This is a genomic window from Microbacterium sp. NPDC090225, assembly GCF_044772365.1.
Classification (GTDB): domain Bacteria; phylum Actinomycetota; class Actinomycetes; order Actinomycetales; family Microbacteriaceae; genus Microbacterium.
In genome coordinates, this window is sequence record NZ_JBIVYS010000001.1 from 676688 (window position 1) to 688737 (window position 12050).

The following is a 12050-nucleotide window of genomic DNA, read 5'->3' on the forward strand; positions in this document are numbered from 1 at the left end:
CGTCACCGGAGGACGTCGAAGTCGGCGCCGAGCGCGTCGAGCTTCGCGAGGAACTTCTCGTAGCCGCGGCTGAGGATGTCGACGCCCGAGACCTTGGACTCGCCGGAAGCGGTGAGCGCCGCGATCACGTGACTGTATCCGCCCCGGAGGTCGGGCACGACGATGTCGGCGCCGTGCAGAGGGGTCGGCCCCGTGATGACGGCAGCCTGCTCCAGGTCGCGGCGCGGAACGCGGCGCGGACCGGCCTGCAGCCCGCGCGGGTGGACGACGATGTCGGCGCCCATCTTCACGAGCGCATCGGTGAAGCCCATCCGGTTCTCGTACACGGTCTCGTGCACGACCGAACGGCCGTTCGCCTGCGTGAGGGCGACCACGAGCGGCTGCTGCCAGTCGGTCATGAAGCCGGGGTGGACGTCGGTCTCGACGACGACGGGGCGCAGCTCGCCTTCACGGCGGAAGAGGATACCGTCCTCCTGGATGTCGAACCATCCGCCCGCCTTGCGGAAGACGTTGAGGAAGGTCAGCATCTCCTGCTGCTTCGCACCGCCGACGAAGATCTCGCCGTCGGTCGCCAGAGCGGCGGAGGCCCACGAAGCCGCCTCGTTGCGGTCGAAGATCGACCGGTGATCGTAGCCGCGGAGCTTCTCGACGCCCTCGATCACGATGACCCGGTTGGGCTCGTACGAGATGATCGCGCCCATCTTCTGCAGGACCGCGATGAGATCCATGATCTCGGGCTCGATGGCCGCGTTGCGCAACTCCGTCACGCCCTCGGCGCGCACAGCCGTCAGGAGGACCTGCTCGGTCGCGCCGACGCTGGGGTACGGGAGGTGGATGTTCGCGCCGTGCAGGCGACCGTTGGGGGTCGACAGGCGGATGCCGCTGGGGAGCTTCTCCACCACGGCACCGAACTTGCGGAGCGCGTCGAGGTGGAAGTCGATGGGGCGGTCGCCGATGCGGCAGCCGCCGAGGTCGGGGATGAACGCCTGGCCGAGACGGTGCAGGAGCGGACCGCAGAAGAGGATCGGGATGCGCGATGCACCGGCGTGAGCGTCGATCTCCTCGAAGTGGGCCGACTCGACGTCGCTCGGGTCGAAGACGAGCGAGCCGGGCTCGTCGCCCTCGGACACGCGCACACCGTGCACCTCGAGGAGGGAGCGGACGACGGCGACGTCGCTGATCGCCGGCACATCGCGGAGGGTGCTGACCGTCTCACCGAGGAGGGAGGCGACCATCGCCTTTGTGGCGAGGTTCTTCGCCCCCTTGACGTCGACGCGGCCGCGCAGGGGGCGTCCGCCTCGAATCGCGAGGACGTCTCCGGTGAGTGCGGGGACTCCGTCCGGAAGAGCGTCGCGCACGGGTGTCGTCATTCGGAGCCTCACTTCAGTTCACTGTGTTCGGGGCGGGTGCCCCTCAGCCACCCGCCCCCACCGCGTTACTGAACGGGAAGGGTCCGGGGCCGCCACGACTCGCGACGGGCCTCGAACTGCGCGATCTTGTCTTCGTTGCGCAGCGTGAGCCCGATGTCATCGAGCCCTTCGAGGAGCCGCCATCTAGTGTAATCGTCGATATCGATCTCGGCCTGGATGTCACCGATGGAGGCGGTGCGCGCCTCGAGGTCGACGGTCATCTGCACCCCGGGATTCCGCTCGATCTCGGCCCAGAAACGCTCGAGATCCTCTTCCGAGATCGTCGCCGCGAGCAGGCCTTGCTTGCCCGAATTGCCTCGGAAGATGTCGGCGAAGCGCGGGCTGAGCACGACCTTGAAGCCGAAGTCGCGCAGCGCCCACACCGCGTGCTCTCGGCTGGAGCCGGTGCCGAAGTCAGGGCCGGCCAGAAGCACGGAAGCGCCCTGGTACGGCGCCTGGTTCAGGACGAACGCGGGATCCTGCCGCCATCCGTGGAACAGCGCGTCCTCGAAGCCGGTCTTCGTCACCCGCTTGAGGAACACGGCGGGGATGATCTGGTCGGTGTCGACGTTCGACCGCTTCAGCGGAGCGGCGATGCCGGTGTGGGTGGTGAACTTCTCCATGATCAGACCTCCAGATCGCTCGGGCTCGACAGGGTTCCGCGGATGGCCGTGGCCGCCGCCACGAGGGGCGACACGAGGTGCGTGCGCCCGCCCTTGCCCTGGCGACCCTCGAAGTTGCGGTTCGAGGTCGACGCGCAGCGCTCCCCCGGTGCCAGCTGGTCGGGGTTCATTCCCAGGCACATCGAGCACCCGGCGAAACGCCACTCGGCACCGAAGTCCTTGATGATCCGGTCGAGGCCCTCGGCTTCGGCCTCGAGGCGCACACGCGCGGAGCCCGGGACCACCATGACGCGCACCCCGTCGGCCTTCTTCTTGCCCTCGATGATGGAGGCGAAAGCGCGCAGGTCCTCGATGCGACTGTTCGTGCACGACCCCATGAAGACGGCATCCACCGGCACCTCCTTGAGAGGCGTTCCGGGCGTGAGGTCCATGTACTCGAGCGCCCGCTCCGCGGCGGCGCGCTCGTTCGGGTCGGTGATCGCTGCGGGATCCGGCACCGTAGCCGAGAGCGAGCTGCCCTGTCCGGGGTTGGTGCCCCACGTGACGAAGGGCTCGAGGTCATCGGCGTCGATGAACACCTCGGCGTCGAAGGTCGCGCCGTCGTCGGAGGGCAGCGTGCGCCAGTAGGCGACGGCGTCCTCCCAGTCCTGGCCCTTCGGAGCGTGCGGGCGCCCCTCGAGGTAGTCGAAGGTCGTCTGGTCGGGCGCGACCATGCCGGCACGGGCACCGGCCTCGATCGACATGTTGCAGATCGTCATGCGCCCTTCCATCGAGAGGGCGCGGATCGCGCTGCCGCGGTACTCGAGCACGTAGCCCTGGCCGCCGCCGGTGCCGATCTTCGCGATCACGGCGAGGATGATGTCCTTCGCGGTGACGCCCGGGCGCAGCGTGCCCTCGACGTTGATCGCCATCGTCTTGAACGGCTTGAGGGGCAGCGTCTGGGTCGCCATGACATGCTCGACCTCGCTCGTGCCGATACCGAAGGCCATCGCCCCGAAAGCTCCGTGGGTCGAGGTGTGCGAGTCACCGCAGACGACCGTGATGCCGGGCATGGTGAGTCCGAGCTGCGGGCCGACCACATGGACGATGCCCTGCTCGGCGTCACCCAGCGAGTGCAGGCGCACCCCGAACTCGGCGGCGTTACGACGCAGGGTCTCGATCTGCGTGCGACTCGTCAGGTCGGCGATCGGCTTGTCGATCTCCCAGGTCGGGGTGTTGTGGTCCTCCGTGGCGATCGTGAGGTCGAGGCGACGCAGCGGACGCCCTTCCGAACGCAGCCCATCGAAGGCCTGAGGACTGGTCACCTCGTGCACGAGGTGCAGGTCGATGTAGATGAGATCCGGCTCGCCATTCTCGCCCTTGACGACCAGATGGTCGTCCCAGACCTTCTCGGCCAGGGTTCTCGGGCGTGAGGAATCGACGTCGACTGCGGGGGTGTTCATGGCTCTTCTCCTGAAGCTGGCGGTTCGGCCCACGATGGACTCCGCGACGAGGAAGGGCTCAGAACGAGGTCTCGTCGCGGCCGCTAAGAAGGAGCACGATCCGCATGACGTCAGATTACCACCGCTTCGGCGCCCGATGACGCGGCGTGACACTCTACTGTTCACCCGAACCATCGAGAGGCATCGCATGACCGCCGAGAACGCCCGCTTCGCGACGCGTGCCCTGCACGCCGTGAGGACGCGAGACACCGCCGCGGCGCGCGCGACGCCGATCTACCTGACCGCCGGCTTCGAGTTCGAGGACTTCGATCACGCCGCCGATCACTTCGGCACCGGCGCCGGCTTCGGCTATACCCGCACGGGCAACCCGACGGTGCGGGCCGTGGAGCGGCAGATCGCGGCTCTCGAGTCCGGGGCCGATGCGCTGCTCGTCGCGAGCGGCCAGGCGGCCGTCGTCACGGCTCTGCTCACGGTCGCGGGCGCCGGCGATCACATCGTCTCGTCGACGCACATCTACGAGGGCAGTCGCGGCCTCTTCCTCGACAACCTGTCGCGGCTGGGGATCGAGACGACGTTCGTCGACGACATCGCCGATCCGGATGCCTGGCGCGACGCCATCCGTCCGAACACCCGTGCCCTGTTCGCCGAGTCGATCGCGAACGCCCGCAACGACATCCTCGACATCGCCGCGGTGAGCGCGGTCGCCGACGAATCCGCGATCCCGCTGGTCGTCGACAACACCCTCGCGACGCCGTTCCTCGTGCGTCCACTCGAGCACGGCGCGGCGATGGTGGTGCACTCCGCCTCGAAGTTCCTCGCCGGGCACGGCTCGGTGCTCGGCGGCGTGATCGTCGACGACGGCCGATTCGACGCGACGGTCGCCGGCCACAATGCGCCGCACCTCGTGCTCCCGGGGCGGAACGGCGAGCCGAGTGTCGCCGCACGGCACGGCGGGAACGCGCGGATCGCCTACGCTCGGGAGACCGTGGCTCCCCGGTTCGGCGCCTCCCCCTCCCCTCTCAACGCCTTCCTCATCGGCCAGGGAGTCGAGACGCTCGGGCTGCGGGTCGAACGCCAGTCGCGAAACGCCCAGGCCGTCGCCGAATGGCTGTCGAAGCATCCCGACGTCGAGAGCGTGGACTACGCCGGTCTCCCCTCGCACCCCGACCATGCGACCGCGACGCGCTACCTCCGGGGCGGCTTCGGCTCCATCTTCACCGTCACCTTCCGCGGGGGCCTGCCCGCCGCACGGGACTTCGTCGAGAGCGTCGACGTCTTCATCCACATGACGCACATCGGCGACGTGCGCTCGTTGGTGCTGCATCCGGGCACGACCAGCCACTCCCACCGGACCGAGGAGGAGCGTCTCGCCCTCGGCGTGCACCCCGGTACCGTGCGTCTCTCTATCGGCATCGAGGACATCGACGACCTCATCGGCGATCTGTCACGCGTACTGGAGACCGTCCGGGAGGTCGTCGCATGAGCCGCCCGCAGCACTTCGGCTGGTTCCTCGCTCGCGGCTTCGGGCCGCAGGGGTGGGGCTATCCCTCGCTCGACTGGGACTATGACTGGACCCGACCCGAGATCTACCAGGAAGCGGCGCGCACGCTCGAGCAGGCCGGCTTCGATCTGGTGATCATCGAGGACGGCCCTTCGCTCGGCTCACCCTCGACGATCGACCTGCGGGTGCGCCACGCCTTCGGCGGCCCCAAGCACGACCCTCTCCTGCTCGCCCCCTACCTGTTCCAGGCGACGAAGCATCTCGGCGTGGTGCCCACGGTGAATCCCGCGGCGTCCCTGCCGTTCACGTCAGCCCGCCAGTTCGCCACGCTCCAGCATCTGAGCGGACACCGCCTCGGTCTCAACGTCGTCACCGACACCGGGAGCGCCCGTCACTTCTCCGGTGCGGCGCAGCTCGGGCACGACGAAGCCTACGACCGCGCCGAGGAATGGCTCGACGGCATTCGCGCGCTCTGGCGCAGCTGGGACGACGGCGCTCTCGTGCTCGACCGCGAGACCGACGTGTACGCCGACGGTTCGAAGCTGCGCCCGGTGCAGCACCGCGGCGAGTACTACTCCTTCGACGGGCCGCTCAACGCGATCCCCTTCACCGACGGCGAACCGGCGATCGTATCGCCGGGTGGATCGGGTCGCGGCCTCGGCTTCGCGGGCGCGAACTCCGATGTGCAGCTCGCGCTCGCACCGCTGAACGAGAAGTCGGTGCGGGCGTACCGCACGAAGATCCACGATGCGGCGATCGAACGCGGACGCCGGCCGGAGGACATCAAGATCCTCTTCGCGATCCAGCCCGTCATCGTCTCTTCGCCGGAGGAGGCCGACCGCATCGTCGCCGCCTCGGCGCATCCCGACGACGCCGCCCTGGAGCAGATCGCCCGCAAGCAGTCGAGCGATCTCGAGACCGATCTCACCTCACTGGACCTGGATCGCCCGCTCGACCTGTCGATCTTCGGCGCTCACGTGTCGCGCGGAAGCATCCAGCGACTGATCGGCGACCGCGGAGAGGACGCACCGCTCCGCGCGCACCTCACCGCACTCGTCCGCGCCGGACGCATCAGCGATCGAAGCGGCTTCGTGGGTACGGCGGAGGAGTTCGCCGATCTGATCGAGGAGCTCGGCGAGTGGGGCAACGACGGTGTGCTGCTCTGGGGCGACTTCCACCCGGTTACCCTGCACCGCACGCTCGACGAGCTGGTGCCGATCCTCCGTCGGCGGGGCATCCTGCGTCGCGACTACGCGGACGGCGGGTTGCAGGCGAACCTGCGGGCGTTCTGACCGCCCGCGGGCGGGGCTACCAGCCCATCGAACCCGGAATCCCCTTGAACGGGCCGACGACGCCAGACGTGACCCAGCCCCCGTAGAACCCACCCGGCTGAGGGGCGACGGTCTCTTCGCCGACCGTGCACTCGTCCATCGGCCCGGCGTACACGGCGACGCGATCCTCGAGCGCTTCGAAGCCCGGCGTCGGATCCGGGTAGTTCCATGCGGCGCCCGCTCGCACGACCCCTCCGCCATGGACATCGAGATAGCGCGCCGCGCCCTTGAACTCGCAGAACGAGGAGCCCGGTGCGTCGGTGAGCGCCCCCGGCACGAAATCCGCGATCGGGATGTAATAGACGGGCGGATGACTCGTCTCGAGCACTCTCATCGCCCCGTGCGTATCCGCGATCAGCTCACCGCCGAGCCGAATGGTGACGCGCTCCGGCACCGCTTCCATCCGTGGCGGCCGCGGATAGTCCCACACGGATTCCTGACCCGGCCTCGGCGTGATGGGAAGTGGTCTGCGCATGCGTTCACTGTACGTCGCTGGCGTCCGTGCGGCACGCGGTGTTGACTGAGCCCATGAACGCGACGCCGATGTTCCCCCTCGGCTCTGTGCTGTTCCCCTACACCCCGCTCCCGCTCCGCGTGTTCGAGACCCGTTACCTCACGATGATCGGGCGACTCCTCGATGAGGAGGATCCGGAGTTCGGCGTCGTGCTGATCGAGCGCGGCGCCGAGGCGGGCGGAGGCGATCAGCGCAGTCGCGTCGGAACCCTGGCGCGACTCGTCAGCGTGTCCGCCGAGACCCAGATGCTGCATGCACTCGCCGTCGGCACGGAGCGGTTCATCGTCGACAGTTGGCTCGACGACGACCCGCATCCGCGTGCCGAGCTGACCCCACTCCCGGATCTGGAGTGGCACGACGGGTTGGCGCCGCTGCTCGCCGAGGGCGAGTCGATCGTGCGGCGCGTGCTCGCGCGCGCACCCGAGGCGCGATGGGACGCGAATACCGAACTCTCCGACGATCCCCTCGCCGCGTCGTGGCAACTCGCCGCGATCGCCCCGCTCGGCGAGTACGACCGCTACTCGCTCCTGCAGTCGGAATCGGTCGGTGCGCTGCTCCGTCAGACCATCGACGCCACCCTCGACGCCGAGATCCTCTGGTCGGTGGAGTGATCCGGGCCGGGGGCACCGCCCGCCGACGTCACTCGGCGGGCGGTGCCACCTTCTGAGCCCGCTTCTCCCGCGAGGCCGCGATCAAGCTGGCGACGGTCGCCACGGTCATCGAGACCAGGATGACTCCGAGCGAGACCATGTTGTCGATGTCGGGCACCCACTCCACGTGCTCGCCGCCGTTGATGAACGGCAGCTCGTTGACGTGCAGCGCGTGCAGGATCAGCTTGATGCCGATGAACCCGAGGATGACCGCGATGCCGTAGTGGAGGTAGCGCAGGCGGTCGAGCAGGTCACCGAGCAGGAAGTACAGCTGACGCAAGCCCATGAGCGCGAAGATGTTCGCCGAGAAGACGAGGAAGCCGTTCGTGGTGATCTCGAAGATCGCGGGGATCGAGTCGATCGCGAAGATGAGGTCGGTGACGCCGATCGTGATGAACACGATGATCATCGGGGTCCACATACGCTTGCCGTCGACCGTCGTGCGGATCTTGGATCCGTCGTAGGTCTCGCTGATGTCGATGCGGCGGCGCAGCAGGCGCACGATGAAGTTCTCGCGCTGCACCTCGCCGTCGTGGTCGCCCTCGGGCATCGCCTGACGGATCGCCGTCCAGACGAGGAAGGCTCCGAAGATGTAGAAGATCGGCGAGAAGTTCTCGATGATCGTGACGCCGACGAGGATGAAGGCGCCGCGCAGGAGCAGCGCGATGATGATGCCGACCATGAGCACCTGCTGCTGGAGGCGCCGCGGCACGGCGAACTGGGCCATGATCAACACGAAGACGAAGAGGTTGTCGACGGAGAGGCTGTACTCCAGCGCCCACCCGGTGATGAAGTCGCCGGCGTTCTGCCACCCGCCGACGTTGCCGAGCAGAAGGGCGAACAGCAGGGCGAGCCCGACGTAGAAGACGACCCACAGGGTCGACTCCTTCGTGGACGGGATGTGCGGCCGGAGCCGGATGAGCAGGAGGTCGCCGATGAGGATGACCGTGAGCACGATCATCGAGGTGATCTCGAACCAGAGAGGGATTTCCACGGGGAACGACAGCTTTCGCGAAGGGTCTAGAAGGATCGAGAGTCTCTCCCCCGCACACGGTGCGTCGCGCGCCCGGAGCAGCGACCATGGTGCTCGTGATGACGTTACGCGCGGATCCGGGATACTCCCCCTCGCAGACGTAATGCTATCGGAGCGCCGACGATATCGGCGCGCCGGAGATTCTGAGACGATGGGGCATCCCTCGACACTCTCCGGGTGAGAGACACCGAACGGAATCAGGATGCCTACGCAGACGAGTGATCAGAGATGGGCGGCCCAGGCCGCGGCGGGCGACGAGAGCGCCTTCCGCGAGCTGTACCGCGCACATGTCAGGCCCGTGTACTGGATCGCCTACGGCATCCTCGCCTCCTCCGCCGATGCCGAGGACATCGCCCAGGAGACCTTCCTCGTCGCCTGGCGCAAACTCCCGGCGCTCGATCTGCAGGGCGAGTCGATCCTGCCCTGGCTCGCGACGATCTGCCGCTTCCAAGCGGCGAATCGCCTGCGGCAACGACGGCGGGATCAGGCGCACACCTCCGACGCGCTCGACGATTCGCTCCCCGACACGGTGAACGTCGAGGAGCAGGTCATCACGGCGGCGCTCGCCGCCCGGATCGCGGACGAGGTGGGCACCCTCAGCGAGATCGATCGCGAGATCTTCCGCCTCTGCGCCACTGAGGGGTACGCGTACCAGGCGGCCGCGGAGGAGCTGGGCGTGAGTCACGCCGTCGTTCGGAACCGTCTCTCCCGAGTGCGCACCCAGTTGCGGGGCGCCGTCCAGGAAGTGAGAGACGCATGAACGACCAGACCACCCCGGAAGAGCTGCCCGAGCTGACGGACGAGGCGGTCACGCGCATCGAGAACGCCGTGTTCGCCCAGATCGCCGAGGAGCGTGCTCCCGGCCCCGCCCCGCACGTAGCACCTGCGCGTGCAGGTGTCCGTCGCCGCCGCTGGCTGACCGGTGTCGGTGTCGCCGCGGCCTTTGCGGTCGGCGTGCTGGTGACGCCCCCGATCCTCGGCGTCGTCGGTTCGGGAGGAGCGTCGAGCACAGCCGGCGGCTTCAGCTCGCCCGCCGTCGATGCGCCCATCCCGGGCGTCGCGATGCCCGATCAGGGTGTCTCCGGCGATCGCAGTGCGAGCCTCGACAGTGCCGCGGAATCGAGTTCGCTCGCCAGCGGAGACGTCGCCACGACCGACCGCGAGATCATCGCGAACGCGAACGCCACTCTCGAGGTGGACGACATCGCGGATGCCGCGGACGCCATCGCCGCGCTGGCCGAGAAGCACGGCGGATACGTCGAGAGCACCGAGATCGGCAAGGCTCTGACCGTCGACGGCACGACGGAGCCCGCTCCCGCGGATTCCGGATACGGCTGGATCAGCATCCGCGTGCCATCCGCGGACCTCTCCGAGGTCATCGCCGAACTCGACGAGTCCGGCGAGGTGCTCTCGTCGTCGATCTCCCGCCAGGACGTCACCGACGTCGCCGTGGATCTCCGGGCGCGCGTCGATGCGACGAAGGCGTCGGTGCAGCGGCTCACCGAACTCATGGCGCAGACGGGATCGGTGTCGGAGCTCATCGAGGCCGAGGTCGCGCTGACAGACCGCCAGGCGCAACTGGAGTCCTACGAGCAGCAGCTCGCCGCCCTCGACGACCAGGTCGCGATGTCCAGCCTCCAGGTGCAGTTGACGCGGACGGCCACGACGACGACCGCAGACCCCGCCGGGTTCGGCGACGGCCTGTGGGCGGGGTGGAACGGCCTCATCGTGTCACTCAACGCTCTCGTGATCGCCGTCGGCTTCCTGCTCCCCTGGGCCGCGATCGCCGGCGTCGTGGTGCTCGTGATCTGGCTCATCCGCCGGGCGCGCCGGATGCGACGAGAAACCGCGACGGCTGCGGCATCCGACGTCGAGGTCTGACCGACGCTCGAGCCCGAAGGGGCGTCCGCATACTCTGCGGGCGCCCCTTCGAGCTTTTCTCCACAGGTCGCGGCGGACCACCTGGGCGACGACCGCGCAGCGCTAGAGTCTTCGGCATGACCCGCGCCGCCGCCGACACGACGACCCGCACCGTCCCCGCCGGACGAGATCTCACACTCGACCTCGCGCGCGTCGCCTGCGTGTTGCTCGTGGTCTTCGTGCACATCCTGTTCACCGGCGTCGGCCGGGGCTCCGACGGATCTCTCGTGATCGAGAAGACCGTCGAACTGCAGTCCTGGTTCGTCGCCGGCACCTGGGTCGTCAACATCATGCCGCTGTTCTTCGTCGTCGGCGGATACGCGGCACGCGCGGGATGGCGCTCTGCGACCGCCCGCGGCGAGACGGCCGACGGTTTCGTGCGCGTGCGGCTCGCCCGCCTCGCGCGTCCTGCGCTGCCGGTCTTCGTCTTCTTCACACTCGCCCTGGGCATCACACGACTGATCGACCTCGACCCCGCCTTCGTGGATTCGATCGCGATCGGCGTCGGATCACCGCTGTGGTTCCTCGCCGCGTATCTCATCGCGCAGGCGTGCGCGCCGTTCATGATGCGGCTTCACGAGCGGTACGGCATGCGAGTGCTCGTCGTGCTGCTGCTCGCCGGCTTCGCGGTCGACGCCTTCCGCTTCCTGTTCGTCGGCGAGGCGCTGGGCATCGATCGCGTACCGCCGACGGGGTACGGCTTCGGCCAGGAGATCTTCGGCATCCCGAACATCGTCTTCATCTGGCTGTTCGCGCAGCAGGTGGGTTTCTTCCTGTACGACGGCTGGTTCGCGCGGCGCGGATGGTGGCAGCTCTTGGCGCTCTTCGTGGCGGGCTACGGCGTGCTCTGGGCGCTCGTCGCGCTGGCGGGGTACCCCGCGAGCATGCTCACGAACCAGTGGCCACCGACTGTGCCCATGGCGCTCCTGGCGATCGTGCAGGCCGCGGGGTTGACGCTCCTGCACCGACCCTTGACGGCCCTCATGCGCACGCGGCCGGCGCAGGGCGCGGTCTTCCTGATCGGCTCCCGTCTGATGACGATCTACCTCTGGCACTTTCCGGTGATCCTCGTGCTCATCGGGGTCGAACTGCTGCTGCCCCTGCCGATGCCGGCGCCCGGAAGCGCAACATGGTGGTGGACGCGTCCGCTGTTCTTCGCGATCGTCCTCGCCACCGTCTGGGTGGCATCCCTGTGGCTGGTGCGCTTCGAGAAGGCTCCGCGGCAAACGCCCCCGCGCTTCCCCTCCCCGACCGCGACGGTCATTGCGGTGATCGTGTTCGTCGCCCCGGTGGTCGGCATCACGATGTACGGACTCGACTTCCCGCTCGCCGCGGCAGCCCTGGTGACGACGGCGGTCGCGCTGTGGCTCACCGGCGCGAAGCGCACGGCCTGAGCATCGGCGCCGACGCACGAAGAAGGCCCCCGGAGAACCGGGGGCCTTCTCTTGTTGTGACCCCAGCGGGATTCGAACCCGCGTTACCGCCGTGAGAGGGCAGCGTACTAGGCCGCTATACGATGGGGCCGTCTGCGCTTCGTTTCCGTCGCGCGACAACCGTTCAAGTATGCCACGGCATTTCTCACGACGCCAAATCGAGGCCCCGGCATCGTGTCGCCCGGGCGTGGCGC

Annotated in this window: 11 protein-coding genes and 1 tRNA gene; 6 read left to right on the top strand and 6 right to left on the bottom strand. The window is 68.4% G+C overall.

The features are described from left to right. Positions 1–2 precede the first annotated feature (2 nt). From murA to leuC, 3 genes are all read right to left on the bottom strand, one after another. On the bottom strand, positions 3–1370 hold the full coding sequence (gene murA, locus ACIQTT_RS03375; RefSeq protein WP_402785981.1) for a UDP-N-acetylglucosamine 1-carboxyvinyltransferase: 1368 nt from the start codon (positions 1368–1370) through the stop codon (positions 3–5). A gap of 65 nt (positions 1371–1435) precedes the next feature. Continuing rightward, positions 1436–2032: a 3-isopropylmalate dehydratase small subunit gene (leuD, locus tag ACIQTT_RS03380; RefSeq protein WP_402785984.1), complete on the bottom strand. Its 597-nt coding sequence runs from the start codon at positions 2030–2032 to the stop codon at positions 1436–1438. A 2-nt stretch (positions 2033–2034) separates the two neighbouring features. Then, the gene (leuC, locus tag ACIQTT_RS03385; protein ID WP_402785987.1) at positions 2035–3474 is read right to left on the bottom strand and encodes a 3-isopropylmalate dehydratase large subunit; all 1440 of its coding nucleotides are present in this window, start codon (positions 3472–3474) and stop codon (positions 2035–2037) included. Positions 3475–3661: 187 nt separating this feature from the next. Between leuC and ACIQTT_RS03390 the strand changes: the two genes are divergently transcribed. Then, positions 3662–4957 carry an O-acetylhomoserine aminocarboxypropyltransferase/cysteine synthase family protein gene (locus ACIQTT_RS03390; RefSeq protein ID WP_402785990.1) on the top strand — a complete coding sequence of 432 codons (1296 nt, stop codon included), beginning with the start codon at positions 3662–3664 and terminating at the stop codon, positions 4955–4957. Further along, positions 4954–6267 carry an LLM class flavin-dependent oxidoreductase gene (locus ACIQTT_RS03395; RefSeq protein ID WP_402785993.1) on the top strand — a complete coding sequence of 438 codons (1314 nt, stop codon included), beginning with the start codon at positions 4954–4956 and terminating at the stop codon, positions 6265–6267. The genes ACIQTT_RS03390 and ACIQTT_RS03395 overlap by 4 nt, the downstream gene beginning before the upstream one ends. A 16-nt stretch (positions 6268–6283) precedes the next feature. Here ACIQTT_RS03395 and ACIQTT_RS03400 read toward each other — a convergent pair whose 3' ends face one another. Beyond that, entirely contained in the window at positions 6284–6781 is a 498-nt protein-coding gene (locus ACIQTT_RS03400) for a DUF427 domain-containing protein (RefSeq protein WP_402785996.1), read from the bottom strand. A gap of 53 nt (positions 6782–6834) precedes the next feature. On the opposite strand from ACIQTT_RS03400, the gene ACIQTT_RS03405 reads away from it, so the two are divergent. Next, entirely contained in the window at positions 6835–7431 is a 597-nt protein-coding gene (locus ACIQTT_RS03405; protein WP_402785999.1) for an LON peptidase substrate-binding domain-containing protein, read from the top strand. Between the two features lie 28 nt (positions 7432–7459). Here the strand turns inward: ACIQTT_RS03405 and ACIQTT_RS03410 are convergent, their stop codons facing one another. Beyond that, on the bottom strand, positions 7460–8464 hold the full coding sequence (locus tag ACIQTT_RS03410; RefSeq protein WP_402786002.1) for a TerC/Alx family metal homeostasis membrane protein: 1005 nt from the start codon (positions 8462–8464) through the stop codon (positions 7460–7462). Positions 8465–8705: 241 nt separating this feature from the next. Between ACIQTT_RS03410 and ACIQTT_RS03415 the strand changes: the two genes are divergently transcribed. From ACIQTT_RS03415 to ACIQTT_RS03425, 3 genes are all read left to right on the top strand, one after another. After that, on the top strand, positions 8706–9263 hold the full coding sequence (locus ACIQTT_RS03415; protein WP_402786005.1) for an RNA polymerase sigma factor: 558 nt from the start codon (positions 8706–8708) through the stop codon (positions 9261–9263). Further along, positions 9260–10384, top strand: coding sequence for a DUF4349 domain-containing protein (locus ACIQTT_RS03420; protein ID WP_402786008.1), 1125 nt, complete (start codon positions 9260–9262; stop codon positions 10382–10384). The genes ACIQTT_RS03415 and ACIQTT_RS03420 overlap by 4 nt, the downstream gene beginning before the upstream one ends. A gap of 116 nt (positions 10385–10500) precedes the next feature. After that, a complete protein-coding gene (locus tag ACIQTT_RS03425) occupies positions 10501–11817 on the top strand; it encodes an acyltransferase family protein (RefSeq protein WP_402786011.1) in 1317 nt (438 codons plus the stop codon). A 57-nt stretch (positions 11818–11874) separates the two neighbouring features. Here the strand turns inward: ACIQTT_RS03425 and ACIQTT_RS03430 are convergent. Continuing rightward, positions 11875–11947, bottom strand: a tRNA-Glu gene (locus ACIQTT_RS03430). Positions 11948–12050 lie beyond the last annotated feature (103 nt).